Source organism: Methylobacterium sp. NPDC080182 (assembly GCF_050281105.1).
Classification (GTDB): domain Bacteria; phylum Pseudomonadota; class Alphaproteobacteria; order Rhizobiales; family Beijerinckiaceae; genus Methylobacterium.
The window spans coordinates 222,066-247,745 of sequence record NZ_JBNNWO010000006.1 but is presented as its reverse complement, the minus strand read 5'-3'; the positions used below and the strand labels follow the sequence as shown (position 1 = coordinate 247,745).

24 protein-coding genes, 1 tRNA gene and 1 riboswitch are annotated in these 25,680 nt (G+C 71.0%); of the genes, 17 read left to right on the top strand and 8 right to left on the bottom strand.

Annotated elements, in window-relative coordinates:
* Window positions 1–139 precede the first annotated feature (139 nt).
* Window positions 140–215, bottom strand: a tRNA-Ala gene (locus tag ACQKQD_RS13360).
* Window positions 216–338: 123 nt separating this feature from the next.
* Here ACQKQD_RS13360 and ACQKQD_RS13355 point away from each other — a divergent pair.
* On the top strand, window positions 339–641 hold the full coding sequence (locus ACQKQD_RS13355; protein WP_020091350.1) for a YggT family protein: 303 nt from the start codon (window positions 339–341) through the stop codon (window positions 639–641).
* 12 nt (window positions 642–653) lie between these two features.
* Window positions 654–1,697 carry a MaoC family dehydratase gene (locus ACQKQD_RS13350; protein ID WP_043353002.1) on the top strand — a complete coding sequence of 348 codons (1,044 nt, stop codon included), beginning with the start codon at window positions 654–656 and terminating at the stop codon, window positions 1,695–1,697.
* Between the two features lie 50 nt (window positions 1,698–1,747).
* Here the strand turns inward: ACQKQD_RS13350 and ACQKQD_RS13345 are convergent, their stop codons facing one another.
* The 3 genes from ACQKQD_RS13345 to ACQKQD_RS13335 form a co-directional block, all read right to left on the bottom strand.
* Window positions 1,748–2,380: an outer membrane protein gene (locus tag ACQKQD_RS13345; protein WP_427508579.1), complete on the bottom strand. Its 633-nt coding sequence runs from the start codon at window positions 2,378–2,380 to the stop codon at window positions 1,748–1,750.
* Between the two features lie 93 nt (window positions 2,381–2,473).
* A complete protein-coding gene (locus tag ACQKQD_RS13340; RefSeq protein WP_012321386.1) occupies window positions 2,474–3,022 on the bottom strand; it encodes a formaldehyde-activating enzyme in 549 nt (182 codons plus the stop codon).
* 168 nt (window positions 3,023–3,190) lie between these two features.
* Window positions 3,191–3,754, bottom strand: a complete 564-nt coding sequence (locus tag ACQKQD_RS13335) for a L,D-transpeptidase (protein WP_020091347.1) — start codon at window positions 3,752–3,754, stop codon at window positions 3,191–3,193.
* A gap of 270 nt (window positions 3,755–4,024) precedes the next feature.
* Between ACQKQD_RS13335 and ACQKQD_RS13330 the strand changes: the two genes are divergently transcribed.
* The 9 genes from ACQKQD_RS13330 (at window position 4,025) to crcB (ending at window position 15,932) form a co-directional block, all read left to right on the top strand.
* Complete coding sequence (locus tag ACQKQD_RS13330) at window positions 4,025–4,453, top strand: hypothetical protein (protein WP_020091346.1); 429 nt, start codon at window positions 4,025–4,027, stop codon at window positions 4,451–4,453.
* Window positions 4,454–4,609: 156 nt separating this feature from the next.
* Window positions 4,610–5,890 (top strand): efflux RND transporter periplasmic adaptor subunit, encoded by a 1,281-nt coding sequence (locus ACQKQD_RS13325; RefSeq protein WP_026604651.1) that lies wholly within the window; start codon window positions 4,610–4,612, stop codon window positions 5,888–5,890.
* An 18-nt stretch (window positions 5,891–5,908) separates the two neighbouring features.
* Entirely contained in the window at window positions 5,909–9,067 is a 3,159-nt protein-coding gene (locus ACQKQD_RS13320; protein ID WP_091979691.1) for a multidrug efflux RND transporter permease subunit, read from the top strand.
* A gap of 351 nt (window positions 9,068–9,418) precedes the next feature.
* The gene (locus ACQKQD_RS13315; RefSeq protein WP_427508578.1) at window positions 9,419–11,035 is read left to right on the top strand and encodes an ABC transporter substrate-binding protein; all 1,617 of its coding nucleotides are present in this window, start codon (window positions 9,419–9,421) and stop codon (window positions 11,033–11,035) included.
* Window positions 11,036–11,045: 10 nt separating this feature from the next.
* On the top strand, window positions 11,046–12,026 hold the full coding sequence (locus ACQKQD_RS13310; RefSeq protein WP_020091342.1) for an ABC transporter permease: 981 nt from the start codon (window positions 11,046–11,048) through the stop codon (window positions 12,024–12,026).
* Window positions 12,027–12,201: 175 nt separating this feature from the next.
* The gene (locus ACQKQD_RS13305; protein WP_020091341.1) at window positions 12,202–13,173 is read left to right on the top strand and encodes an ABC transporter permease; all 972 of its coding nucleotides are present in this window, start codon (window positions 12,202–12,204) and stop codon (window positions 13,171–13,173) included.
* A gap of 139 nt (window positions 13,174–13,312) precedes the next feature.
* The gene (locus tag ACQKQD_RS13300; RefSeq protein ID WP_056524459.1) at window positions 13,313–14,293 is read left to right on the top strand and encodes an ABC transporter ATP-binding protein; all 981 of its coding nucleotides are present in this window, start codon (window positions 13,313–13,315) and stop codon (window positions 14,291–14,293) included.
* Complete coding sequence (locus tag ACQKQD_RS13295; protein ID WP_056524456.1) at window positions 14,290–15,270, top strand: ABC transporter ATP-binding protein; 981 nt, start codon at window positions 14,290–14,292, stop codon at window positions 15,268–15,270. Before ACQKQD_RS13300 ends, ACQKQD_RS13295 begins: the two co-directional genes overlap by 4 nt.
* Before the next feature lie 89 nt (window positions 15,271–15,359).
* Window positions 15,360–15,421, top strand: a riboswitch (Fluoride riboswitch).
* Between the two features lie 79 nt (window positions 15,422–15,500).
* Window positions 15,501–15,932, top strand: coding sequence for a fluoride efflux transporter CrcB (gene crcB / locus ACQKQD_RS13290; RefSeq protein WP_427508577.1), 432 nt, complete (start codon window positions 15,501–15,503; stop codon window positions 15,930–15,932).
* A gap of 37 nt (window positions 15,933–15,969) precedes the next feature.
* On the opposite strand, the gene ACQKQD_RS13285 is transcribed toward crcB, so the two are convergent.
* Entirely contained in the window at window positions 15,970–16,413 is a 444-nt protein-coding gene (locus tag ACQKQD_RS13285; RefSeq protein ID WP_427508576.1) for an MEKHLA domain-containing protein, read from the bottom strand.
* 6 nt (window positions 16,414–16,419) lie between these two features.
* Entirely contained in the window at window positions 16,420–17,580 is a 1,161-nt protein-coding gene (locus ACQKQD_RS13280) for an SMP-30/gluconolactonase/LRE family protein (RefSeq protein WP_427508575.1), read from the bottom strand.
* Between the two features lie 308 nt (window positions 17,581–17,888).
* On the opposite strand from ACQKQD_RS13280, the gene ACQKQD_RS13275 reads away from it, so the two are divergent.
* Window positions 17,889–18,617 (top strand): ParA family protein, encoded by a 729-nt coding sequence (locus tag ACQKQD_RS13275; protein ID WP_056524449.1) that lies wholly within the window; start codon window positions 17,889–17,891, stop codon window positions 18,615–18,617.
* 19 nt (window positions 18,618–18,636) lie between these two features.
* Here ACQKQD_RS13275 and ACQKQD_RS13270 read toward each other — a convergent pair whose 3' ends face one another.
* Window positions 18,637–20,022: a M20/M25/M40 family metallo-hydrolase gene (locus tag ACQKQD_RS13270; RefSeq protein ID WP_042672005.1), complete on the bottom strand. Its 1,386-nt coding sequence runs from the start codon at window positions 20,020–20,022 to the stop codon at window positions 18,637–18,639.
* Between the two features lie 273 nt (window positions 20,023–20,295).
* On the opposite strand from ACQKQD_RS13270, the gene ACQKQD_RS13265 reads away from it, so the two are divergent.
* The 5 genes from ACQKQD_RS13265 to ACQKQD_RS13245 all read left to right on the top strand — a co-directional run bounded on the left by ACQKQD_RS13265 (window position 20,296) and on the right by ACQKQD_RS13245 (window position 24,958).
* Window positions 20,296–20,820: a (2Fe-2S)-binding protein gene (locus tag ACQKQD_RS13265; protein ID WP_427508574.1), complete on the top strand. Its 525-nt coding sequence runs from the start codon at window positions 20,296–20,298 to the stop codon at window positions 20,818–20,820.
* Window positions 20,817–21,824 carry an FAD binding domain-containing protein gene (locus ACQKQD_RS13260; protein ID WP_091927861.1) on the top strand — a complete coding sequence of 336 codons (1,008 nt, stop codon included), beginning with the start codon at window positions 20,817–20,819 and terminating at the stop codon, window positions 21,822–21,824. The genes ACQKQD_RS13265 and ACQKQD_RS13260 overlap by 4 nt, the downstream gene beginning before the upstream one ends.
* Window positions 21,825–21,832: 8 nt before the next feature.
* A complete protein-coding gene (locus ACQKQD_RS13255; protein ID WP_427508573.1) occupies window positions 21,833–24,085 on the top strand; it encodes a xanthine dehydrogenase family protein molybdopterin-binding subunit in 2,253 nt (750 codons plus the stop codon).
* Between the two features lie 204 nt (window positions 24,086–24,289).
* Window positions 24,290–24,727, top strand: coding sequence for an EamA family transporter (locus ACQKQD_RS13250; RefSeq protein WP_100252899.1), 438 nt, complete (start codon window positions 24,290–24,292; stop codon window positions 24,725–24,727).
* A 75-nt stretch (window positions 24,728–24,802) separates the two neighbouring features.
* A complete protein-coding gene (locus ACQKQD_RS13245) occupies window positions 24,803–24,958 on the top strand; it encodes a hypothetical protein (RefSeq protein WP_020091329.1) in 156 nt (51 codons plus the stop codon).
* Between the two features lie 25 nt (window positions 24,959–24,983).
* Here the strand turns inward: ACQKQD_RS13245 and ACQKQD_RS13240 are convergent, their stop codons facing one another.
* Window positions 24,984–25,664, bottom strand: a complete 681-nt coding sequence (locus ACQKQD_RS13240; protein WP_091676440.1) for a glutathione S-transferase family protein — start codon at window positions 25,662–25,664, stop codon at window positions 24,984–24,986.
* Between the last annotated feature and the right edge of the window lie 16 nt (window positions 25,665–25,680).

The following is a 25,680-nucleotide window of genomic DNA, read 5'->3' as shown; positions in this document are numbered from 1 at the left end:
AGGCGCGGTCACGGGTCGGGATGTGGGATCGGGCAGGTGGCGCGGGGCGGGAAGAGATCTCCGCGGACCGGCGCTAAGTCCCGGCCGCGCCAGCGCTATCGCTGCGGAACCGGGACGCTGTCTTGTCACCAGGAAAGCCTGGTGGAGCTGAGGGGATTCGAACCCCTGACCTCCGCAGTGCGATTGCGGCGCTCTCCCATCTGAGCTACAGCCCCGTCGAGGCGCCGGCCTTGTAGGCGCGGGCGGCTCAGCCTGTCAATTCCCTGTTTCAACGTCGCCCGCCGCGCGCCGCTCCGGCGCTGGGGTGCGGGCGGCCCGAAGGATACGCGCGGACCCGCATGAACGCCCTGATCTGGCTCTTCGACACGGTCGTCCAGCTTTTCATCTACGTCCTCATCGCAAGCGCGGTTCTCAGCTGGCTCGTCGCGTTCAACGTGGTGAACGTGCGCAACCCGATCGTCGCGCAGATCGGCGAGGTGCTCTACCGGCTGACCGAGCCGGTGCTGCGGCCGATCCGCAACCTGCTGCCCAATCTCGGGGGCGTCGACATCTCGCCGATCATCCTCATCCTGCTGCTGCTGTTCATCAGCCGTCTGCTGCATGAATACGCCGTGCCCGCAGCTTACGTTTACACGCAGTAGGGTCGAACGCCCGTGAAGACGAATCCCGGCCGCTTCTTCGAGGATTTCCGCCTCGGCGAGACCATCCGCCACGCCACCCCGCGCACCGTGACGGTGGGCGACGTGGCGCTGTACACGGGCCTCTACGGGCCGCGCTTCGCCGTGCAGTCGTCGGACGCCTTCGCCCGGGCCATCGGCTACCCGAAGAGCCCGCTCGACGACCTGCTCACCTTCCACATGGTGTTCGGCAAGACCGTCCCGGACGTCTCCCTCAACGCGCTGGCCAATCTCGGCTACGCCGAGGGCGGGTTCCGGCGGCCGGTCTACCCGGGCGAGACGCTCTCCACCGTGTCGGAGGTGATCGGCCTCAAGGAGAGCTCGAACCGGCAGACCGGCGTGGTCTACGTCCGCTCGGTGGGCTCCGACGAGCGCGGCGAGACCGTGCTGAGCTATTGCCGCTGGGTGCTCGTGCGCAAGCGCGACCCCGAGGCGGCGATCGCCGAGGAGCACGTGCCGAGCCTCGCCAAGGTGGTCGACCCGCAGGATCTCGCGGGCGCGCTGCCGAAGCTCTCGGCCGCCGCCTACGACACCGACCTCGCCGGCAGCCCGCACCGCTTCGCGGATTACGCGGTGGGTGAGAAGATCGACCACGTCGACGGCATGACCGTCGAGGAGGCCGAGCACCAGATCGCCACGCGCCTGTTCCAGAACACCGCCAAGGTGCATTTCGACGGGCTGGCCGCCAAGGACACCCGCTTCGGCCGGCGCCTGATCTACGGCGGCCACGTGATCTCGCTCGCGCGGGCGCTGAGCTTCAACGGGCTCGGCAACGCCTTCGCCCTCGCGGGCATCAACGCCGGCCGCCACGTGGCGCCGCTCTTCGCCGGCGACACGGTCTATGCCTGGAGCGAGGTGCTGGCGACCGCCGATGTCGGCCGCGACGATGTCGGGCTCCTGCGCCTGCGCACGGTCGCCACCAAGAACCAGCCCTGCGGCGCCTTCCCGGACCGCGCCGGCGACGGCTACGACCCGGCGGTGATCCTCGACCTCGACTACTGGGCGTTCGTGCCGAAATAGGCGGCCGCGCCCCGGACGGCACCGCTCGGCGAGGCCGACGGGGGCGCGCCTCAGCGAATCCCGCCGCCAACCACGCCCGCCTCGACCGCGAGCGACAGGCGGTCCGTGACCGCCCACTCGACGCCCACGCCGGCCACCGGCCGGACCGCGATGTCCTGGCGCGCGAACGGCAGCGACCCCGGGGTCGGCCCGACGCGCAGCGTCTGGTGCAGGGCCAGGGCGCCGGTCTTGGCGTAGACCAGCACGTCCGGCGCGACGAGGGTGCCGACCTTCACCTCCAGGGATCCGGCGAAGTCGTTGGAATAGGCGAGCCGCCCGTAGCCCGGCGTGAGGTTGCCGCCGAGGCCGGCGAGATAGTCGAACCCGCCGCTGATGCCGTAGAGGATCGGGCCCTCCTGCCACATCCGGCCGCCCTCGAACCCGATGGTCGGCCCCGAATAGCTGCCGAGATGCCGGGACGTGCTGACCGCGTAGCCGGTCGACAGGCGGGCGTAGGAGCCGGTCCAGCGGCCGTACGCGTCCTCGGGCATCTGCGGCCACGCGAAGGAGGGCAGCGGCGCGAAGCCGATGGACGGCCAGAACAGCGCCTGGGCGGCGGCGGGACCGGCCGGGAGGCAGCAGGCCCCGAGCACGAGGCCGGCCGCGAGGCGGCGGAACGGACGGGAATCGGCGCGTCTGCTCATGCCGCCATCCTACCCGAAGGCACCGGATCGCGACAGGCTTGGCCGTGGCCGCCCGCGGGATCGTGCGCGCCCCGCCCGCCGCTGACCGGGCGCTCAGATTTTTCCGTCGAGGCCCATCTGGTAGTACTTGTGCGTGATCTTGTCCTGGTTCTCGAGGAGCCAGTCGATCGAGGGCTCGTTGGTCATGGCCTTGCGGATGGCCTCGGTCATGCCCCGGCGCTGGATGTCGAACAGCGCCTTGTGGTCGACGTGCTGGGCCTCGATGACGCCGGGGCTGAGCCAGACCGAGCAGATGATGCCGAGGTCGTTGGCCTTGTGCTTGGGGATGTAGCCGGCGCGCACGGCGTCCAGCACGCCGTTGGCGATGGCGAACTGGACGGTGCCCATCAGGATCGAGGTGTACTTGCTCTCGGTGACGCTGACCTTGGACACGCACAGGGTGACCGGGCGGACCATGATGTCGGTGTTGAGCAGGGCGAAGACGCGGCTGTGGCCGACGACCTGATCGCCGGTCAGCGTGGCCAGGGCGGTGCCGACCGGCCCGTCGAGTTCGCCGATGATGACCTCGGGCTCGGAGGCGGTGTTGGGCGGCCCGCCCGCGACCAGGGCCTCGCCGGCCCGCAGGATGATGCGCTCGTTCATGCTGTCCCTCGTGGCGGTCGGGCGATCCGGCTCTGCCCGACGGCGCGGCTCCTAACACCGGCCCGCCGCGCCTGTCGACGCGGGCGGGCGCACGCCACCGGCTGCGGCTCCGCGGCGCGGGAGGAGGGGGCGGCCGGAGGGGGGCGGCCGTCGCGGCCGCCCGCCCGGTCAGTCGCGCACGATGACCTTGGTGCCGACGCGGACCCGGTCGTAGAGGTCGGTCACGTCCTTGTTGGTCATGCGGATGCAGCCGGACGAGACCGCCGCGCCCATCGTCTCGGGCTCGTTCGAGCCGTGGATGCGGTAGAGCGACGAGCCGAGATAGAGGGCGCGGGCGCCCAGCGGGTTGTCCTGGCCGCCGGCCATGTATCGCGGCAGGTCGGGGCGGCGGGCCAGCATCTGCTGCGGCGGGCGCCAATCCGGCCACTCCTTCTTCATGGTGACGGTCTTGGTGCCGGACCACGAGAAGCCCTGCCGCCCGACGCCCACGCCGTAGCGGACCGCCGCGCCGCCGCCGAGCACGTAGTAGAGCCGGCGCTGGCGGGTCGAGACCACGATCGTGCCGGGCTTCTCCTTGCCGGTCCACGCCACCGTCTCGCGCGGGATCGCCTGGCTGCGGAAGATGTTGAGGAAGTCCGCGATCGGACCCCTGTCCAGCGGGTTGGCGGCCGCCGCCGGGGCGCTCCCGAGCAGCAGGCCCGCGAGCCCGAGTAGCGCGATCCGTCTCGCCATGGTCTTCCGTCCTCCGTTCGTCGCGGCGCGGGGACCCGCGGGTCTTCGCGGGTCTTCGCGGATCTCGGCGGGTCTTCGCAGATCTCGGCCAAGCCCGCGCGGAACCCCTGCGCGCATGGGGCGAGCCGGCCCGGACTTCACGGCAAGGTTGAGGCCGGGCCGCCGGTATGGCCACTTCCGGGCGCAGCTGTGTGCTGCGCGCAACACTGGGCGGGTGGCGCGACGCCGTGGGTGATTGCGCGCGGCGACAGCCGTGCTTATCTCAGACTCGTGATCCGATCCGCCGCTCTCCTGACCCGCCGCGCCGCGGGCCTGCCGGACCGCCTCGCCCGGGGCCTCGCCGCGCTGGCGCTGCTCGTGCTCGCGACGGCCGCGCTGGTGGCCGCGCCCGCGCGGGCCGAGGCCGCGCGCCCGGAGGGCCCGGCCTGCGCCATCGCGAGCCCGCGCCTGACGATCCTGTCCGGCACGCCGGACGCGCAGCCCGAGGCCAAGCGGTCCGAGGCCAAGCGTTCGGTCTTCGGCCGCACCGATCTCTGCGCCGCCGACAGCGAGATCCTCACCGAACTGGGGCTGCCGCGCCCGCCGGTCGACGCGCCGCGCCCCCGTCACACTGTCAACGCATCGTTCGACTACAGGTCCGACAGCGTACCGGCCTCCGCGCCGGACGGTTCGCCGCACCGGCCTCCACGCCGGGCCTGACGCGCGCGCCGGTCTCGCGGCCGGCATGATGGCGCGCCCGTCCTGATCTTCGTCCGACCGGCCTCGTGACCGGTCCCGGGATCTGACTCGACGATGCGCGGGCCCACGCTCCGCGCCAGCCTCAGCAGACGCATGCTTTCAGGAGCGTCGGTAATCGTGACCCGCACTTTGTCCGCCAGAATCCCGTCGTCGTTCCGCGCCTCGGCCCGCGCGACCGCCCTCCTGCCCGCGGCCCTGCTCCTGCTGGGTGTCGCCGCCTGCAACCCGAAGCAGGTCGCCGCGCCGGCCCCGCCGGTGCCGGAGGTCGGGTTCGTCAAGGTGGAGCCCCAGGCGATCCCCTACCTGCGCGACCTGCCGGGCCGCGTCGCGCCGATGCGCATCGCCGAGGTCCGCTCCCGGGTCTCCGGGCTCGTGGTCAAGCGGCTCTTCGAGCAGGGCAGCCAGGTCAAGGAGGGCGACATCCTCTACAAGATCGACCCGGCACCCTACGAGGTCGAGCTCGCCAGCGCCGAGGCGGCCCTCGCCCGCCAGGAGGCCGCCCTGGTGCTCGCCCGCCAGCAGGCCGACCGGCTCGAGCAGCTGCTCTCCCGCGCCACCGCGAGCCAGGCGCAGTACGACGCCGCCTTCGCGGCCAAGAAGCAGGCGGAGGCCGAGGTGGCCGGCGCCAAGGCGACCCGCGACCGCGCGCAGCTCAACCTCGGCTGGACCGACGTGCGCGCGCCGATCACCGGCCGCATCGGCCGGGCGCTGCTCACCGAGGGCACGCTGATCGAGCCGGGCTCTACGGGCGCGCTCGCCACGATCCAGCAGCTCGACCCGATCTACGTCGACATCACCCAGTCGGTCGGCGAGCTGAACCGCCTGCGCCGGGACCTCGCGAGCGGCGAGCTGGCGCGGCTGGAGGACAACACCGCCAACGTCCACCTGATCATGGATGACGGCTCCCTCTACCCGCTGGCGGGCCGGCTGCTGTTCTCGGACGTCACCGCCGACCCGAGCACCGGCCAGGTGACGCTGCGGGTGCAGTTCCCGAACCCGCACGACGAGCTGTTCCCCGGCATGTACGTGCGGGCGCGGATCAAGCAGGGCATCGATTCCGACGCGATCGCGGTGCCGCAGCAGGCGATCCAGCGCACCGACGACGGCCGCGCCGAGGTCTGGATCGTGCGCGCCGACGAGACCGTGATGCGCCAGCCCGTCGAGGTCGGGCCGGTGGTCGGGCAGAACTGGCTGATCCGCTCGGGCCTCAAGGCCGGCGAGCGCGTCATCATCGACGGCTTCCAGAAGATCACCGTCGGCGCCAAGGTGAAGCCCCTCGACCAGACCCCGGTCCACGGCGAGACCGGACCGAAGCACGACACCGACGAGGCGCCCGACGTGCCGGGCGACAAGGCGGAGGTCACCCCGCGGGCCGCCGCCGTCCAGCAGCGCCACTGAGTCCGGGAGAGCCCGATCATGGCACGCTTCTTCATCGACCGCCCGGTCTTCGCCTGGGTGGTGGCGCTGTTCATCTGCCTCGGCGGCGCGCTCGCCATCCCGAACCTGCCGGTGGCGCAGTACCCGGTGATCGCCCCGCCCTCCATCGCCCTGTCGACGGCCTATCCCGGCGCCTCCGTGGAGAGCCTCTACATCGGCACCACCCGGCTCATCGAGGATGAGCTGAACGGCGCCGCCAACATCATGAGCTTCGAGTCGACCACCGACTCGTTCGGCTCGGTCAACATCACCGCCACCTTCCAGCCCGGCACCGACCCGTCGCTCGCCTCGGTCGAGGTGCAGAACCGGCTGAAGCGCGTGGAGGCGCGTCTCCCGGCCGAGGTGCGCCAGCAGGGCATCCTCGTGGAGGAGGCCTCGGCCGCGACCCTCAACATCATCACCCTGGTCTCGAAGGACGGGTCGATGGACGAGGTCGGCCTCGGCGACTTCCTGATCCGCAACGTCATCAACGAGATCCGCCGCATCCCCGGCGTCGGCCGCGCGACGCTCTACTCGACGGAGCGGTCGCTGCGCGTCTGGGTGGATCCCGACAAGCTGCGCGGCCTCTCGCTCAGCGCCTCGGACGTCACCGACGCGATCCGCAACCAGAACGTCCAGGTCGCCTCCGGCTCGGTCGGCGCGCAGCCCAGCCCGACCCGGCAGGCGCTCACCGTGCCGATCATCGTGAAGGGCCAGCTCGGCACGATCGAGGAGTTCGGCGCCATCGTGCTGCGGGCCAATCCCGACGGCTCGAACGTGCGCCTGCGCGACGTCGCCCGGATCGAGCTCGGCGGCGACGCCTACCAGTTCTCCACGCGCCTCAACGGCGGCCCCGCCGCCGGCATCTCGGTGACGCTCGCCCCCGACGGCAACGCGCTCGAGACCGCCAAGGCGATCCGCGCCAAGATGGTGGAGCTGTCCCAGTTCTTCCCGCCGGACCTGAAGTGGGACATCCCCTACGACATCACCCCGGCGGTGGAGGCCTCCATCGAGAAGGTGCTGCACACGCTGGTCGAGGCGGTGGTGCTGGTCTTCCTCGTGATGTTCCTGTTCCTGCAGAACATCCGCTACACCCTGATCCCCACCATCGTGGTGCCGATCGCTCTCATGGGCACGGTCACGGTGATGTGGATCTCGGGCTTCTCGGTGAACGTGCTCACCATGTTCGGCATGGTGCTGGCCATCGGCATCCTGGTCGACGACGCCATCGTGGTGGTGGAGAACGTCGAGCGGATCATGAACGAGGAGGGGCTGCCCCCCAAGGAGGCCACCAAGAAGGCCATGGGGCAGATCACCGGCGCGATCATCGGCATCACCCTGGTGCTGATCGCCGTGTTCATCCCGATGGCGTTCTTCCCCGGCTCGGTGGGCATCATCTACCGGCAGTTCTCGATCGCGATGGTGACCTCCATCGCGTTCTCGGCGCTGCTCGCCCTGTCGCTGACGCCGGCGCTCTGCGCGACCTTCCTGAAGCCGATCGAGAAGGGGCACGGCCACGCCAAGGGCGGCGTGTTCGGGATGTTCAACCGCTTCGTCGATCGCGAGACCGCCCGCTACGGGCGCGGCACCGCGGCGTTCATCCGGAAGTCCGGCCGGGTGATGCTGGTCTACGTCGCGCTCGTGGCGGGCACGGCCTACGCCTTCGTCAACCTGCCGGAGGGCTTCCTGCCGGTCGAGGACCAGGGCTTCTTCACGGTCGACATCCAGACGCCCCCGGGTGCCTCCTACAACCGCACCCAGGAGGCGGTGCGCAAGGTCGAGGAGCACCTGCTGGCGCAGCCCGGCGTCGCCACCGTGACGATGCTCAACGGCTTCTCGTTCTCGGGGCAGGCCCCGAGCACCAGCCAGGCCTTCGTCACCCTCAAGCCATGGAGCCAGCGCGACGCCAAGAACTCGGCCGCCGCGCTCGTGGCCGGCACCAACGCGGCCCTCGCCACGTACCGCGACGCCACGGTGGACGCGCAGGAGCCGCCGCCGGTCGACAACCTCGGCAACGCGGCGGGCTTCTCGTTCCGCCTTCAGGACCGGGCCAACCGCGGCTACGCGGCCCTGCTGTCGGCCCAGGAACAGCTCCTGAAGCTGGCCTCGCAGAGCCCGGTTCTCCAGAAGGTGAAGATCGAGGGCCTGCCGCCGACCCCGCAGGCGGAGCTGGTGATCGACCGCGAGAAGGCGGCCGCGCTCGGCGTGAAGTTCGAGGACATCAACAACACGATCCAGCTCAACCTCGGCTCGGTCTACCCGAACGACTTCCCCAACCGGGGCAAGATGCAGCGGGTCTACGTGCAGGCCGAGCAGCTCCAGCGCATGAACGCATCGGACATCCTCAACTACGCGGTGAAGAACGCCACCAACACGATGGTGCCGATGTCGTCCTTCGCGGAGCTGAAATGGAGCATGGGGCCGAGCCAGATCGTCGGCTTCAACGGCTATCAGTCGGTGCGCTTCACCGGCGAGCCGAACCCCGGCTACACGTCGGGCGACGCCATCGCCGAGATGGAGCGGCTGATGCTGCAGCTGCCGAAGGGCTTCGGCTACGCCTGGACGGGTCAGTCCTACCAGGAGAAGCAGGCGGGCAGCCAGGCGAGCCTGCTGCTCGCCCTGTCGGTGCTGATCGTGTTCCTGTGCCTCGCCGCGCTCTACGAGAGCTGGGCGATCCCGGTCTCGGTGATGCTGGTGATCCCGCTCGGCGTCATCGGCGCGGTGGCGGCCGTGTACCTGCGCGGCATGCCCAACGACGTGTACTTCAAGATCGGGCTGATCACGATCATCGGCCTCTCGGCCAAGAACGCGATCCTGATCGTGGAGTTCGCCAAGGACCTCTGGAAGCCCGGCACCTCCGTGGTGCGGGCCGCGGTCGAGGCGGCGACGCTCCGGTTCCGGCCGATCGTGATGACCTCGCTCGCCTTCATCTTCGGCGTGGTGCCGCTGGCCATCGCCACCGGCGCCGCCTCGAAGAGCCAGCAGGCGATCGGCACCGGCGTGATGGGCGGCATGATCACCGCGACCGTGCTGGCGGTGTTCTTCGTGCCGGTCTTCTTCGTCGTCGTCATGCGTCTGTTCCGGCGCAAGGCGGTGGCGGAGGGCGAGGCGGCGGAGGCCGAGACGCGGCACGAGCCGGCGCGGGTGGCGGCCGAGTAGGCCGGCGCCGGCCGCGCGGTGCGGCGTCCGGTCGACGTCTTCGCTGGATGCCGCCCGCTCCGTCATCACGAGCGGAGCGACGTGACCCAGGGCAGCGCGCCGTCGCGCGGCGCCGCCCTGGATGGCTTCGGTGCGCTCGCCAAGACGGGGCGCGTCGAAGCCGCGATTCTGTAACGGGGATGAAGCGGGGAAAACGCGCTTCGGAACGCGCTTCGGAAGACACGAGATGTCGCGCCCCCGCGACAGGCTCGGCCCTCGTCTTGTATACAGATGGTCCGATGCTTGCTGACGCCGCGGTGGACACCGCCGGGGCAGCCGGCCGGTGGCGCATTCACGGTCTCGGAGATCCGCTTGTCCCGCTCAGCCCTGAAGACCCTCGCCCGCGGCGTGGCCGCGAGCACGGTCGCGACGTTCGCGTTCGCCGCGCTGCCCGCGCAGGCCGCCAACGTCTTCCGCTTCGCCTTCCAGGGTGACCTGAAATCCCTCGACCCGTACTCCCTCAAGGAGAGCTTCACGGAAGGGATGCAGCAGGCGGCCTACGAGTCCCTCGTCACCCTCGACAAGAACCTGAAATTCGCCCCCGGCCTCGCGGAATCCTGGGAGACGCCCGAGCCGACCCGCTGGCGCTTCCACCTGCGCAAGAACGTGAAGTTCCACGACGGCACGCCGTTCACCGCCGACGACGTGATCTTCTCCGCCCAGCGCGTCCGCGCCCCGGGCTCGAACTTCACCACCAACGTGCCCGCCGACGCCGAGTTCGTGAAGGTCGACGACTTCACCGTCGACATGGTGCTGAAGAAGCCGAACCCGATCGCCATCGCCCAGTTCCCGACCTGGGTGATCATGTCGAAGGCGTGGTCCGAGAAGAACGGCGTCGTGCAGCCGACGCCGCCCAGCGCCACCAGCCCGAGCTACGCCACGCTGCACGAGAACGGGACCGGCCCGTTCGTGATCACCGAGCACCAGCCCGGCGTGAAGACCGTCTTCAAGAAATTCGACGGCTACTGGGGCAAGGTGGAGTCGAACCTCGACGAGGCGATCCTGACCACCATCGCCAACCCGGCGACCCGCGTCGCCGCGCTCCTCTCCGGCGAGGTCGACTGGATCGACCCGGTGCCGCTGCAGGACCAGCAGCGGGTCAACGCCAGCGGCACCGCCACCGTGATGGCCGGCCCCGAGCTGCGCACGATCTTCCTCGGCATGGACCAGGACCGGGACGAGCTGAAGGATTCGAGCGTCAAGGGCAAGAACCCGTTCAAGAACATCAAGGTGCGCGAGGCCTTCTACCTCGCCATCGACGAGGACACGATCGCCAAGCGCGTGATGCGCGGGCAGGCGGTGCCCTCCGCGCTGATGATTGCCCCGGCCCTCTACGACCGCGGCGCCGAGTTCAAGCGCCCGGCCACCGACCTCAAGAAGGCCAAGGAGCTGATGGCCCAGGCCGGCTACCCGGACGGGTTCTCGCTGACCATGGACTGCCCGAACGACCGCTACGTCAACGACGAGGCGATCTGCCAGGCGGTGGTCTCGATGCTTGCCCGCATCAACGTCAAGGTGAACCTGAACGCCCAGCCGAAGGCCAAGTACTTCGCCAAGGTGCTGGCGCCGGCCTACGACACCTCGTTCTACCTGCTGGGCTGGACCCCGTCCTCGCTGGACAGCCACAACATCCTCTACGAGATCGTCGGCTGCCGGAAGCCCGGCGACAAGTCGGGCCGGGGCAGCTGGAACCTCGCCGGCTACTGCGACCCGAAGATCGACGCGATCGCCGACAAGGTCGAATCCGAGACCGACAAGACCAAGCGCGACGCCCTGATCAAGGAGGGCTTCGACGTCCTCAACGCCGACTGGGGCTACATCCCGCTGCACCAGCAGGCGCTGGCCTGGGGCGTCTCCAAGAAGGTCCACCTGACCCAGCGCGCCGACAACCTGCTGCTGCTCTACTGGGTGTCGAAGGACCCGCAGTAGGGGCCGGGGCGTGCTCGCCTTCCTGCTGCGCCGGGTGATCCAGGCGGCCGCGGTCCTCGCGGTCGTCGGGCTCATCGCCTTCGCGATGTTCCGGTTCGCGGGCGACCCCGTGAACCAGATCGTCGGGCCCGACACCACCGTGGCCGAGCGGGCCCAGATCCGGACGGATCTCGGCCTCGACGACCCGGTCCTGGTCCAGTTCGTCCGCTACGCCGGCAACGTGGTGCGGGGCCAGTTCGGCATCTCGTACCAATTCCGGCAGCCGGTCTCGCAATTGCTCGCCGAGCGCATGCCGGCGACGCTGGAGCTCGCCTTCTGCGCCACGATCTTCGCCCTCGTGGTGGGGATCCTGATGGGCGTCTACTGCGCGCTGCGCCGGGAGTCCTGGCTCGCCGGGCTGTTCCAGGCGGTCTCGCTGATCGGGATCAGCCTGCCGACCTTCCTGATCGGCATCCTGCTGATCTACCTGTTCTCGGTGACGCTGGGCTGGCTGCCCTCCTACGGGCGCGGCGACACGGTGCGGCTCGGCTGGTGGACCACCGGCTTCCTGACCGCCTCCGGGCTCAAGGCGCTGATCCTGCCCTCGGTGACGCTCGGCCTGTTCCAGATGACGCTGATCATGCGGCTGGTCCGCGCCGAGATGCTGGAGGTGCTGCGCACCGACTACGTCCGCTTCGCCCGGGCGCGGGGGCTCACCACCCGGGCCGTCCACCTGCGCCACGCGCTCAAGAACACCCTGGTGCCGGTGATCACCATCGCGGGGCTGCAGCTCGGCTCGGTCATCGCCTTCTCGATCATCACCGAGACGGTGTTCCAGTGGCCCGGCATGGGCCTGCTCTTCGTCCAGGCGGTGCAGAACGTCGATATCCCGATCATGTCCGCGTACCTGCTGCTCGTCGCCCTGATCTTCGTGACCATCAACCTCGTGGTCGACATCCTCTACACGGTGGTGGACCCGCGCCTGCGGCTGCCCGCCGGGCGGACGGCGTGAGGTCGAACATGACGGACTCCTCCGCCTGGCCACCCCGTCATCGCGAGCGCAGCGAAGCGACCCAGGGTAGCGCGCGTCCGGTCGGCGTGGCGCTGCTGGATTGCTTCGCTCCGCTCGCAAAGACGACAGGTGCCTCCCTGAGCTTCCCAATCGGACACGGCGTGAGAGGCGGCCGATGAGCGGATACGACCTCGACGCGGGCGACGCCCCGCCGGTCCCGCTGCCGGAGGCGAAGCCCTCGCGGCTCGCGCGCTGGCGCGATTCCGACCTGCTGGCGAACTTTTTGCGCTCGAAAACCGCTGTGGCGGCGCTGATCGCCACGCTGCTGATGGTCGGCCTCGCCTTCGCGTCGCCGTGGATCGCCCCGCAGAACCCCTACGACCCGGCCCAGCTCGACCTGATCAACTCCAACCTGCCGCCGATCTGGCAGGCGGACGGTCAGGCGCCGTTCTATCTCGGCACCGACGACCAGGGCCGGGACGTGCTCTCGGCGGTGCTGTACGGCCTGCGCCTGTCGCTGATCGTCGGCGTGCTCGGGGTGCTGACCTCCGGGATCCTCGGCATCGCCCTCGGCCTGATCGCCGGCTACGCGGGCGGCTTCCTCGACACACTGATCATGCGGGTCGCCGACGTGCAGCTCACCTTCCCGGCGATCCTGATCGCCCTGGTGGTGGACGGCGTCGCCAAGGCGAGCTTCGGCAGCGCCCTCGACGTCGGGCCCTTGATCGGGCTGATCGTGGTCTCGATCGGCCTGTCCTTCTGGGTGCAGTACGCCCGGACCGTGCGCTCCTCCGTGATGGTCGAGAAGGGCAAGGACTACGTCCAGGCGGCGCGGCTGATCGGCCTGTCGCCGCCGGTGATCATGGTCCGCCACGTCCTGCCGAACGTCACCGGCCCGGTCTTCGTGATCGCGACGATCAACCTCGCGCTGGCGATCATCACCGAGGCGACGCTGTCGTTCCTCGGCACCGGCCTGCCGGAGACCATGCCGTCGCTCGGCACGCTGATCCGCACCGGCAACCGGTTCCTGTTCTCCGGCGAGTGGTGGATCGTCGCCTTCCCGGGGCTGGCGCTCGCCGGGCTCGTCATCGCCATCAACCTCCTGGGGGATTGGCTGCGCGACGCGCTCAATCCGAAGCTGCAATGATCGGGCATCGTCATCGCGAGCGCAGCGAAGCGACCCAGGGCAGCGCGACATTGGTGACCATGGCGCCGCTGGATTGCTTCGCTCCGCTCGCAAGGACGGGAGTGGCCGTCCGACGGCCCGACGCCGGAACGGCCAAGGCATGACCGACACCATCCTCTCCGTGCGCGACCTGACGGTCGCCTTCGACACCCGCCGCGGGCCGCTCACCGCCATCGACCGGGTCTCGTTCGACATCGGCCGCGGCGAGATCCTGGGCGTGGTCGGCGAGTCCGGGGCCGGCAAGTCGGTGACCGGCTCGGCGGTGATCGGGCTGATCGACCGCCCCGGCCGGATCGCCGGCGGCGAGATCCGCCTGCGGGGCGAGCGCATCGACAATCTCTCCCCCGAGGCGATGCGGCGGGTGCGCGGCAAGCGCATCGGCATGATCTTCCAGGATCCGCTGACCTCGCTCGACCCGCTGTTCCGGGTCGGCGACCAGATCGTCGAGACCCTGCGCACCCACACCGACCTGTCGGCCAAGGCCGCCCGCACGCGCGCCATCGACCTGCTGGCCGAGGTCGGCATCCCGGCGCCCGAGCGGCGGATCGACGGCTACCCGCACGAGTTCTCCGGCGGCATGCGCCAGCGGGTGGTGATCGCGCTGGCGCTCGCGGCCGAGCCGGAGCTGATCATCGCCGACGAGCCGACCACGGCGCTGGACGTCTCGGTCCAGGCCCAGATCATCACGCTGCTGAAGCGCCTGTGCCGCGAGCACGGCACCGCGGTGATGCTGGTCACCCACGATATGGGCGTGATCGCCGAGGCCGCCGACCGGGTGGCGGTGATGTATGCCGGGCGGGTGGCCGAGATCGGCCCGGTCGCCTCGGTGATCGCCAAGCCGCACCACCCCTACGCGGTCGGCCTGATGGGGGCGATCCCGACCCTCTCGCAGGAGGCCGACCGGCTGAGCCAGATCCCGGGCTCGATGCCGCGGCTCACCGCCATCCCGAAGGGCTGCGCCTTCAACCCGCGCTGCCCGAAGGTCTTCGCCCGCTGCCGGGTCGAGCGGCCCGAGCCGATCCCGGTCGACGCGAGCCGGGTGGCCTGTCACCTGTACGATGCAGCGGAGCGCGCAGCGTGAGCGCCTACGTCGAAGTCACCGACCTGCGCCGCCAGTTCGACGTCTCGAAGCCCTGGCTCAACCGGGTGATCGAGCGCGAGCCGCGGAAATTCCTCACGGCGGTCGACCGCGTCGGCTTCGAGATCCGGAAGGGCGAGACCTTCGCGATCGTCGGCGAATCCGGCTCCGGCAAGTCGACGGTGGCCCGGATGGTGGTCGGCCTGCTGCCGCCCACGGCCGGCGAGGTGCGGATCACCGGCGTCTCGATGACCGACCCGCGCCAGGCCGCGGCGCGGCGGCGCCTGCGCGCCCGGATCCAGATGATCTTCCAGGACCCCTACGCGTCCATGAACCCGCGCTGGCGGGTCGGGAAGATCATCGCCGAGCCGATCCGGGCCTTCGACCTGATCCAGGGGGAGGGGGCGATCCGCGCCCGGGTCGGCGAGCTTCTGGGACTTGTCGGCCTCCACGCGGATGATTCCAAAAAATACCCGCACGAATTCTCAGGCGGGCAGCGCCAGCGGGTGGCGATCGCCCGGGCGCTGGCGAGTCAGGCCGAGTTCCTGGTGGGCGACGAGCCGACCTCGGCGCTCGACGTCTCGGTGCAGGCGCAGATCCTCAACCTGATGCGCGACCTGCAGGACCGGCTGGGGCTGACCTACCTGTTCATCTCCCACAACCTCGCCGTGGTCCGCCACATGGCGACCCGCGTGGGCGTGATGTATCTCGGCCGCCTCGTGGAGGTCGCGTCCGCCAGGGACCTGTTCGCGACGCCGCGCCACCCCTACACGCGGATGCTCCTCGACGCGGTGCCCGACCTCGCCCATGTCGGCCGCGCCCGGGTGCCGGTCTCCGGCGAGATCCCGAACCCGATCGACCCGCCGCCCGGCTGCACCTTCAACCCGCGCTGCCCGCTCGCCAACGACCGCTGCCGGACCGAGGTGCCGGCGCTCCTCGACGGCGTCGCCTGCCACGCCGTGCAGGAGGGGCGGGCCTGACAAGCGGGCCTGACAAGCGGGCCTGACATGCGGGCCCGGGGGCTGCCCCGGGCGGCCGTTGCGCTCGGCCCGCGCAGGCGCTATGGGCCGTCCCCGATGGGGATGGAGTTCCCCGAAACCGCCCGTCAGGGCTGATGACTCCTACCGCGAAACCGGCGGTGGGAGTGCGTCTTGCAAGCACCCGCCGCGACGGCGGGTTTCTCATGCCCGCCCGACGCACTGGAGCGCGCATGTCCTTCACCACCTGCATCCTGGTCATGATCGGCGGTGCCCTCGGCACCCTGGCCCGCTACGTCGTCTCGGTGCTGGCGCTGCCCATCAGCCGCGACCTGCCCTGGGGCACGATCCTCATCAACGTGACGGGCTCGTTCATCATCGGCCTGTTCGGCACGCTGACCCTGGCGCATGGGCGCTTCCCGGTCTCCGAGAACGTCCGCCTGTTCGTGATGATCGGGCTGTGCGGCGGCTACACGACCTTCTCGTCGTTCAGCCTCCAGACCCTCGACCTCATGCGGAGCGGCGCGGTGGTCCGGGCCATGGTCAACGTGTTCGCCTCGGTGGTGCTCTGCGTCCTCGCGGTCGCGCTGGGCCACGTCGTGGCGGCCCACTGGAACGGCGGCGCCGTGCAGATCGCCCAAGTCAGCATCGAGGAGGACGGCTGACCGGGCGGCGGCCGCGCACATCGGCGCGGCCCGGCCCTCACGCGTCGCGCCACTGGGCGAAGGTCGCCGCCTGCCCCACCGGCGCGCCATCGCGGTCGAGCTGCCAGACCACCGCCTCGTCGATCCAGAAGCGCCGGCCGTCCTTGGCGATCCGCAGGCCGCGATAGCCGCGGCTGAAGCCGTCCCGGGTGACCGCGTCGAGGAGCCGCTGCCGCTCGGCCCGCTCGGGAGCCTCGGCCGAGAGCCGCGAGGGCAGGCCGACGAGCTCGTCCCACGCGTAGCCGAAGCAGGCCTGCGCGGTCCGGTTGGCGTAGACGAAGCGCGGATCCGCGCCCCCGTCATGGGCGAGCACCGCGAACGGGGCCGCCGCGTAGAGCCAGTCCGCGTCCGCATCCGCCGGCACCAGAGGCTCGCCGAGGCGCCGCGCGTAGCTGCCGGTGAGCAGGGCGAAGAAGTCCGGGTCGTGCGAGAGGTCCGTCATGATCCGCTACAGGACTGGGTCGGCGTCGATGCGCATGCGCAGGATCGCGTAGGGCGGCTGCTGCAGGTCCCGCCCGCGGTTGAATTCCGGCCGCCGGTTGACCTGGGCCGCCGAGATATAGAGCCACCGGTCCGGGGTGATCCAGAACGTGTCGGCCCAGACCAGCCGGTCGTCGGCGGCCAGCACCTCGACGGTGCCGTCCGGCAGGCGCCGGCCGACCGCGTTGTGCTCCTGCAGGCTGAGATAGACCCGGTCCTGGGAATCGGTGGTCAGTCCCCCGGTCATGCCCTTCTCGCCGAGATCCTCGACGGCGGCGGCCACGGCCGCGTCCGCGACGCCCGGATCGCGCAGGGCCGCGGTCTCGACCGCGTAGAGCCGCCGGCTCATCAGCGGCGCGTAGTAGAGGCGGCGGCCGTCCGGGCTGATCGCGATGCCGTTGGCGCCGCCCTTCGGGCTCTTCTCGGGCGCGTCGCCCTTCCGCTCCATCACGGGGCGGCGCTCCACGAACTTGACCAGGCCCTCCTCGGACCGCGTGCTGACGTGGTCCGCGAGGCGCCGCACCACCCGCCCGCTGTCGAGGTCGACCGCCAGGATCGCGCCCGCGCCGGACTGGCCCTGGTCGGTGACGTAGGCCAGAGCCCGCCCGTCGCGCACGTCGACCCGCAGGTCGTTCAGGGAGGAATCCGGGCCGATGCCCGCGTCGAGGGGGATCGTCCGGCGGACGCTGTTCCGGCCGATATCGATCGCCAGGATCTTCGCGCCGCCCGGCACCGGCCGCCCCTTGCCCGCGGGCAGGCCGGCATCGAGGATCCAGAGGGTGTCGTCGCGGTCGAAGACGCCGTTGGGGACGTGGAACAGCGACGCCTGCGGCGCCCCCGGATCCGGGCGGTTGGTCGCCGCGTCCGGGTAGGGCTTCACCGACCCGTCGGGCAGCACCTCGCCGAGGGTGATCGGCTCCGCGCCGGTGAAGCGCGGCATCATCACGAAGATCCGGCCGCCCCGGGCGATGGCGAGCCCCGTGGGGGTCGAGGGCGCGTCCGCCGCGATGGCGAGCTCCAGCGTCCCCACGGGCCGGCTCGTCGGGGGCGACGGCGTCGCGGCGCGCGCCGCGGGGGCGGCGAGGGCCAGGAGACCGGTTCCGAGCAGGCGGCGGCGGTCGAGGCGCATGGGGATCCTGTCGCGGAGCTTGTCGGGGCGAGGGTCTTGGCGCGCCGCTCAACCTGTGGGGATGCCGGCCCAACGCGCGGGCCCGGCGCGCGATCCCGCGATGCGGTATCGCGGCGGCCTCGCGGCGGAATTCCGGGACCGGTCCCCGGGCCCGGTGATCGGGAGCCGCCTCGGGGCGGTCCACAGGTGCCGGGGCGCGACGCTGGCTCCGGCCCACGCCGTCACGCTAAGCACGGTCGTGTCGGGCGTTCGATTCGGCGCCGCACGGGCCGCGGCCCGGCTGGCAGATGTGGAGAGGTGGGACACGCATGGATCCCGAAGGATCCGAACCGGCGCCGGAGACCGCGCCCCGGCCCGCCGCCGGGCCGCTGCGGGTCCTCGCCCTGGCGGTGCAGAAGGGCGGGACGGGCAAGACCACCCTGGCGGCCTCCCTGGCCGTCGCCGCCGCGGAAGCAGGTGAGCAGGTGACCGCCCTCGATCTCGACCCGCAGAGCTCGCTGGCCGGCTGGGGGGCCCTGCGTAAGGCCGACGGCAGGAGCGACCGCGCGCGCGACGCCGTCGCGGTCGACCGGGTCCAGCCCTGGGAGATGGGCCAGCTCTCGGAGATCCTCGGCATCCTCGCCGAGCAGGGCACGACCCTCGCCGTCCTCGACACCGCCGGCAGCGCGTCCGGCCTCGCCCCGGCCCTGAAGGACGCCGATTTCGTCCTGATGCCGGTCCGCCCCTCCCGGCTCGACATCGTGGCCGCCCGGCCGACGCTCCAGGCGCTGGTCGGCCTCGGCCTGCGGGAGCGGCTGGCCCTGGTGCTGAACCAGTGCCCGCCGCCGCCCTCGCCGCGCACCAGCGCCTACGCGGCGCAGCTGCGCGCCCTGGGCGTCCTGGCCGAGCCCGGGATCATCCACCGGGTCGACCACCAGGACGCCCTGGCGACCGGGCTCGGCGTCACGGAATTCGCCCCCGGCAGCCAGGCCGCCGAGGAGGTTCGGGCGCTCTGGGCCTGGGTCGACGGGAAGATGCGGGCGGCGCCCGCCCGCTGAGATCGGGCCGCTGCCGGGATCAGCCCTGGCCGAGGGCCGCGAGGATCCGCGCCCAGGAGCGCGTGCCCTTGTGGAAGCTCGTCAGGTCGTACTTCTCGTTCGGCGAGTGGATCCGGTCGTCGTCGAGGCCGAAGCCGATCAGCAGGGTGTCGCGCCCCAGGATCCGCTTGAAGTCGCCGACGATCGGGATCGAGCCGCCTGCGCCCACGGTCACCGCCGGCACGCCCCACTCGTCCTGCAGCGCCGCCTTGGCGGCGCCGAGCTGCGGCATGTCGAAGGGCAGGCTGATCGCCCGCGAGCCCTTGTAGGTGATGACCTCGACCTGGCAGTCGGCCGGCACCCGCGCGCGCACGAAGGCCTCGAAGCTCTCGGCGAGCCGCTTCGGGTCCTGGTCGTCCACGAGGCGGAACGAGACCTTGGCGGAGGCGGTGGAGGCGATCACCGTCTTGGTGCCCTCTCCCGTATAGCCGCCGATGATGCCGTTGGCGTCGCAGGAGGGGCGGGACTGCACCAGCTCGATCGGCATCCGCCCGCGCTCGCCCGCGGGCTCCTTGAGGCCGATCGGCCCGAGCAGCGTCTCCGGCGTCAGGCCGAGGCCGCGCCACTGCTCCAGCACCTCCGGCGGGCGCTCGTGCACGCCCTCGTAGAAGCCCGGGATCGTCACCCGCCCGTCGGCGTCGTGCAGGTCGGCGATGATCTTCGACAGAACGTGGATCGGGTTGCGCGCCGCGCCGCCGAAGAAGCCGGAATGCAGGTCGCGGTCGGCGCAGGTGACCTTCACCTCGAAATAGGCGAGCCCGCGCAGCGACGACGTGATGGCCGGGGTCTTCCGGTCCCACATGCCGGTGTCGCAGACCAGCACCACGTCGCAGCCGAGTCTCTCGCGATTGGCCGCGACCCATTCGGGCAGGCCTTGTGATCCACTCTCCTCGGCGCCCTCGATCAGGATCGTGACGCCGCAGGGCAACTCGCCGTGCATGGCGATATAGGCCCGGCATGCCTCCACGAAGGTCATCACCTGACCCTTGTCGTCGGAGGCGCCGCGCCCGACGATCGTCTTGCCGCCCTGGCCGTCGTCAGCGATGTGCGGCTCGAAGGGCGGCGTCTTCCACAGGTCGAGGGGATCGACCGGCTGCACGTCGTAATGGCCGTAGAACAGGACGTGCGGCGCTCCCGGCTTCGGCCGGTGGGCCAGGACCACCGGGTGGAGCGAGGTCTCCTCCACCGAGGTCTCGAAGCCCAGCGCGGTCAGGTCCTGGGCGAGCCAGGCGGCGGCCTCGCGGCAATGCCCGGCATAGGCGGGATCGGTGGAGATCGACGGGATCCGCAGGAAGGCGAACAGCCGCTCCAGGGCGTTCTCCAGGTCCGTGTCGATGTCGTTGAGGATCGCGTCGAGCGCGGCCATCGGTGGCTCCGGGGTGCGGCGTGGACTCTGCGGGAAGGAGGGTTAGCCGAGGCGGGGTGGGGCCGGCAATGTCGGACGGTGCGGCGGCCGATATGCGCGCCGCAGGCGCGCCACCCTCGCTCACGGGTTGAGACGGCGCGCTCCGGAACAGGCGCAGATTGGAATGGTTATCGACCGGAAGCCCAGGCCGCGGCCCGCGCGTCGCTGCCGGTCGCTGCCCCGGACCGATCCGCTCCCGCCCGGCCCCGGCCGGCCCAGACCGTGGACGACATCATGCGCCTCGAGACCCAGCCGCCGGTGTCGGCGGACACACCGATCGGCATCACGCTGACGATCAACGGGCAGCGGCGCGAACTGCAGGTCGCGCCGTGGACCACGCTCCTCGACCTCCTGCGCGAGCGGCTCGACCTCACCGGCACCAAGAAGGGCTGCGACCACGGCCAGTGCGGGGCCTGCACGGTGCTGGTGAACGGCACCCGGGTGAATTCCTGCCTGACCCTGGCGGTGATGAAGGACGGCGCCGAGATCACCACGGTCGAGGGGCTGGCCGCCCTCGGCGACCGGGCGAGCAGCAACGCCCTCCACCCGATCCAGGAGGCGTTCATCGAGCACGACGCCTTCCAGTGCGGCTACTGCACGCCGGGCCAGCTCTGCTCGTCGGTCGGCCTGATGAACGAGGGCCACGCCCACACCCGGGACGAGATCCGCGAGGCGATGAGCGGCAATATCTGCCGCTGCGGCGCCTACACCAACATCGTCGACGCCATCGAGAACGTCATGCAGGGAGGCGCCCGATGAACCGCTTCGACTACGTCCGCGCCGGCACGGTGGCGGAGGCGGTGCAGGCCTTCGGGGCCGGGGCCCGCTTCATCGCCGGCGGCACCAACCTGATCGACCTGATGAAGTACGAGGTCGAGAAGCCGGGCCGGCTGATCGACATCACCCGCCTGCCCCTCGACCGGATCGAGGACAGCGGGGACGGCCTGCGGATCGGGGCGCTCGTGACCAACGCCAAGGCGGCCTACGACGACCGGGTCGCGGCCCGGTACCCGCTCCTGCGCAACGCCATCCTGGCCGGCGCCTCGGCGCAGCTGCGCAACGCCGCCTCCACGGGCGGCAACCTGCTCCAGCGGACCCGCTGCTACTATTTCTACGACGTGGCCACGCCCTGCAACAAGCGTGCGCCCGGCTCCGGCTGCCCGGCGATCGGCGGGATGAACCGCATCCACGCGATCTTCGGGACGAGCGCGCACTGCATCGCCACCCACCCCTCCGACATGTGCATCGCGCTGGCCGCCCTGGAGGCCACCGTGCGGGTGAGCGGGCCGCAGGGCGACCGGTCGATCCCGTTCTCCGAGTTCCACCGCCTGCCGGGGGATTCGCCCGAGCGGGACACGAACCTCGCACCCGGCGAGATCATCGTGTCGGTCGACCTGCCGGAGAGCCGCTTCCCGCAGCACTACACCTACCTGAAGCTGCGCGACCGCCTGTCCTACGCCTTCGCGCTGGTCTCGGTGGCGGCGGCCCTGGAACTCGACGGCGACCGGGTGAAGACCGCGCGTCTGGCGCTCGGCGGCGTCGCCCACAAGCCCTGGCGCAACCGCGAGGCCGAGGCCCTGCTGGAGGGCCGGCCCGCGACCCGCGAGAGCTTCCAGGCGGCGGCCGACCTGATCGTCGCGGAGGCCAAGCCCCAGTCGGAGAACGGCTTCAAGATCGATCTCGCCCGGCGCGCCATCGTGCGCGGCCTCGAGCAGGCCGCCGCCGGCACGCCCCAGTCGCTCAGCGACAAGCGCATCCAGTAGGTTCTGCCATGACACAGACCTTCAGCTCCACCGGCCGCGACACCTTCGTCGGCAGCCCGCGCAGCCGCATCGACGGGCCCGCCAAGGTCACCGGGCTCGCCAAGTACGCGGGCGAGTTCGCCGCGCCCGACCTCGCCTACGGCGTGGTCGTGTCGAGCTCGATCGCCAAGGGCCGGATCACCGCCATCGACGCCGCCGAGGCCGAGGCGGTACCGGGCGTCCTCAAGGTCCTCACCCACGAGAACCGGCCGCGCACTGCGTGGCGGGACAAGAACTTCCAGGACCAGGTGGCGCCCCCCGGCTCGCCGTTCCGCGCCCTCTACGACGACCTGATCGTGTTCAGCGGCCAGCCGGTCGCCCTGGTGGTGGCGGAGGATTTCGAGACCGCGCGCTACGCCGCGTCCCTCGTCCGCGTGAGCTACGCGATGGAGGAGCCCGGGACCGACCTGGAAGCCCTGCGCGGCACCGCCTACGACCCGCCCTACAAGCGCACGGGCATCAAGCCGCCGCCGGAGCCCTGGGGCGACGCCGACAAGGCGTTCGGCAGCGCGCCGGTCCGCGTGCAGGGCGCCTACAGCCTCGCCGACGAGCACCACAACCCGATGGAGCCGCACGCCTCCACGGTGGTGGTCGAGCAGGACGGCACCTACACGGTCTACGACAAGATCCAGGGCGTCTCGAACAGCCACCAGTATCTCACCAACGTCTTCGGCCTGAAGCCCGATCAGGTCCGGGTGCTCAACCCGTATCTCGGCGGCGGCTTCGGCTCGGGCCTGCGCCCGCAGTACCAGCTGTTCCTGGCGATGCTGGCCGCCCAGGAGCTGAAGCGCTCCGTGCGCGTGACCCTGACCCGCGACCAGCTGTGGAGCTTCACCTACCGGTCGGAGGCGCTGCAGACGATCGCGCTCGGCGCCGAGCCGGACGGGAGGCTGACGGCCCTGCGCCACGACGCCGTCCAGGGCACCTCGCAGTACGAGGATTACCAGGAGGTCGTCGTCAACTGGTCGGGCGTCCTCTACCGGTGCGACAACGTCGCCCTCGGCTACCGCTTGGTGAAGCTCGACACGCCGACGCCCGGCGACATGCGCGCGCCCGGCGCGGTGACCGGCGTCTTCGCCATCGAGACCGCGATGGACGAACTCGCCTACGCGACCGGGCTCGACCCGATCGAGCTGCGGCTGAAGAACTACGCCGAGTCCGACGCCACCGCCGAGGGCAAGCCCTTCGGCTCGAAGGAGCTGAAGAGCTGCTTCCGGCAGGGCGCCGAGCGGTTCGGCTGGGCGAGGCGCAGCCCTGAGCCCCGCTCCATGCGCGAGGGCCGGGAGCTGGTCGGCTGGGGCGTGGCCACCGGCATCTGGGAATCGATGATGATGCAGTCGAGCGCCATCGCGACCCTGACGCCGGACGGCCGCCTGACGGTCGGCAACTCCACCGGCGACATCGGCACCGGCACCTACACGATCCTGACGCAGATCGCGGCCGACACGCTGGGCCTGCCGATGGACGCGGTCACCACCAAGCTCGGCGACACCCGCCTGCCGGAGGCCCCGGTCGCCGGCGGCTCGTGGACGGCCGCCTCCTCGGGCACCGCCGTGATGAAGGCCTGCCGCAACGTCGGCGCGCAGGTGTTCAAGCTCGCCCGCGCCATGGAGAACTCGCCGCTGGCCAACGTCGACTTCGACCGCGCCGTGTTCGCGGACGGCCGCATCGCGGTCGCGGGCGATCCGGGCCGCAGCGTGTCGCTCGTCGAGGTGCTCCAGGCGGCGGGCGTCGACAAGGTCGAGGCCGTCGAGGAGGCCGGGCCCGACAAGGACTTCAATCAGAAATACGAGGCCTACACCCACTCGGCGATCTTCGCCGAGGTGAAGGTCGACGAGGAGCTGGGTCAGGTCCGGGTCACCCGCATCGTCTCGGCGATCGCGGCCGGCAAGGTGCTGAACCCGAAGACGGCGCGCAGCCAGATCCTCGGCGGCGTCGTGATGGGGATCGGCTCGGCCCTCGAGGAGGAGTCGATGCTCGACCACCGCATCGGCCGGTTCATGAACCACAATCTCGGCGAGTACCACGTGCCGGTCCACGCCGACATCTACGACATCGACGTGATCTTCGTGGAGGAGGAGGACAAGGCGAACCCGCTGGGCGTGAAGGGGCTCGGCGAGATCGGCATCGTCGGCACCGCGGCCGCCATCGCCAACGCGGTCTTCCACGCCACCGGCAGGCGGGTGCGCGACCTGCCGATCACCGTCGACAAGCTCCTGTGAACAGCGGATGTTTCACGGGAAACATTGACGGTTCGGCAAGGAGTCGCGCGGGTCACGCCGGGCCGCGCCGTCAGCGCGAGCGCAGCGAAGCGACCCAGGGCGACGCGACATCGTCGAGCGTGGCGCTGCCTGGGTTGCTTCGCTGCGCTCGCAAGGACGAGGATGCGTCCGAGCCCTGCGAATAGGGACGGCGTGGAAATTTCCGTGAGCCCCCTGCTGGAATCCTGGCGCTTCTGGGCGCTCGCCGCCGCCGGCTTCGCGGCGCTGACCGCGATCCTCGCCAAGGTCGGGGTCGCGGGCGTGCCGTCGGACGTCGCGACCTTCGTGCGCACCGCGGTGATCCTGGTCTTCGCCGGCGCGATCGTGGTCGCCTCCGGGCAGGCCGGCGGCCTCGCGCAGGTCTCCGGCCGGAGCCTCGTCTTCCTCGTCCTGTCGGGGCTCGCCACCGGGGCGTCGTGGCTCTGCTACTTCCGCGCGCTGTCGCTGGGCGACGCTGCCCGGGTCGCGCCGATCGACAAGCTCAGCGTCGTGCTGGTGGCGATCCTCGGCGCCACCCTGCTCGGCGAGACCCTCAGCCTCGCCGCCTGGGCCGGCGTCGCGCTGATCGCGGCGGGCGCGGCCCTCGTCGCCTCCGGACTGTGAGACCGTGCGCGCTGGCGCACCGATCCCTTAACGCGATGCGCGCATCCTGCGGTTGCCTCGCGAAAGGGGACCGTCATGGAATGGGTTTATCGCGGCTTCGAGACCTCGATGCTCGGTCTCGCTCTCTGTCTCGGACTCGGCGCCTGCCTCACGCTCGGCACCGCGCGCGTGCCGGCCGGAACGCTCTCCGTCACCCTGCCGATGCTCACGGTGACCGCCCCCGCGCCCTGAGGCGCGGGACCGGTCCGGCGGGGCGTCAGGCGGCGCCCTTCACGGCGCGGAACATGAAGCCCCGCGCCTCGGCGTCCATCTCCGCCTTGAAGGCGTGGCGGCCCTTCAGCGCCTCGGCGGCCTGGGCAGCCGGCCGCGCGTTGAGCGCGTCGAGGTGGCGCTTGACGTTGGGCAGGTCCCCGAAGGCACCCTCGCCGAGGACGAAGGGCACCATCCGGGCCCAGCCCCAGACCGCCATGTCGACGATCGTGTAGGTGTCGCCCAGCACGTAGGTGCGGTCGGCGAGGCGCTGGTCGAGGATGCCCCAGTGCCGGCGCGCCTCGAAGGCGTAGCGCTCGGTGGCGTAGGCGCCCCCGTCCTGCGCGAAGTGGCGGAAATGCACGCACTGGCCGGAGAACGGCCCGATGCCGGTCGCCACGAACATCAGCCAGGACAGCATCTCGCCGCGGACCGGCTCGCCCTCCGGCAGGAACCGGCCGGTCTTGCCCGCCAGGTACATCAGGATCGCGTTCGAATCGAACACGGTGACGTCGCCGTCGACGATCGCCGGCACCTTCCCGTTCGGATTGACGGCCGTGTAGGCCGGATCGAACTGCTCGCCCCTGCGGGTGTCGACCGGCACCGGCTCGTAGGGCAGCCCCATCTCCTCGAGGCAGAGGGCGACCTTCATGGGGTTGGGGCTGAGATTGTAGAAGAATCGAATCACGGCGCTCTCCCTGAAC

Bases quoted from the DNA above. Each gene is read 5' to 3' on its own strand.
- ACQKQD_RS13345 (WP_427508579.1), bottom strand. From the start codon at position 2,380: ATGAGCAGACGCGCCGATTCCCGTCCGTTCCGCCGCCTCGCGGCCGGC.
- crcB (WP_427508577.1), top strand. From the start codon at position 15,501: ATGTCCTTCACCACCTGCATCCTGGTCATGATCGGCGGTGCCCTCGGC.
- ACQKQD_RS13255 (WP_427508573.1), top strand. From the start codon at position 21,833: ATGACACAGACCTTCAGCTCCACCGGCCGCGACACCTTCGTCGGCAGC.
- ACQKQD_RS13270 (WP_042672005.1), bottom strand. From the start codon at position 20,022: ATGGCCGCGCTCGACGCGATCCTCAACGACATCGACACGGACCTGGAG.
- ACQKQD_RS13260 (WP_091927861.1), top strand. From the start codon at position 20,817: ATGAACCGCTTCGACTACGTCCGCGCCGGCACGGTGGCGGAGGCGGTG.
- ACQKQD_RS13265 (WP_427508574.1), top strand. From the start codon at position 20,296: ATGCGCCTCGAGACCCAGCCGCCGGTGTCGGCGGACACACCGATCGGC.
- ACQKQD_RS13340 (WP_012321386.1), bottom strand. From the start codon at position 3,022: ATGAACGAGCGCATCATCCTGCGGGCCGGCGAGGCCCTGGTCGCGGGC.
- ACQKQD_RS13300 (WP_056524459.1), top strand. From the start codon at position 13,313: ATGACCGACACCATCCTCTCCGTGCGCGACCTGACGGTCGCCTTCGAC.
- ACQKQD_RS13280 (WP_427508575.1), bottom strand. From the start codon at position 17,580: ATGCGCCTCGACCGCCGCCGCCTGCTCGGAACCGGTCTCCTGGCCCTC.
- ACQKQD_RS13335 (WP_020091347.1), bottom strand. From the start codon at position 3,754: ATGGCGAGACGGATCGCGCTACTCGGGCTCGCGGGCCTGCTGCTCGGG.
- ACQKQD_RS13275 (WP_056524449.1), top strand. From the start codon at position 17,889: ATGGATCCCGAAGGATCCGAACCGGCGCCGGAGACCGCGCCCCGGCCC.
- ACQKQD_RS13285 (WP_427508576.1), bottom strand. From the start codon at position 16,413: ATGACGGACCTCTCGCACGACCCGGACTTCTTCGCCCTGCTCACCGGC.
- ACQKQD_RS13320 (WP_091979691.1), top strand. From the start codon at position 5,909: ATGGCACGCTTCTTCATCGACCGCCCGGTCTTCGCCTGGGTGGTGGCG.
- ACQKQD_RS13245 (WP_020091329.1), top strand. From the start codon at position 24,803: ATGGAATGGGTTTATCGCGGCTTCGAGACCTCGATGCTCGGTCTCGCT.
- ACQKQD_RS13355 (WP_020091350.1), top strand. From the start codon at position 339: ATGAACGCCCTGATCTGGCTCTTCGACACGGTCGTCCAGCTTTTCATC.
- ACQKQD_RS13305 (WP_020091341.1), top strand. From the start codon at position 12,202: ATGAGCGGATACGACCTCGACGCGGGCGACGCCCCGCCGGTCCCGCTG.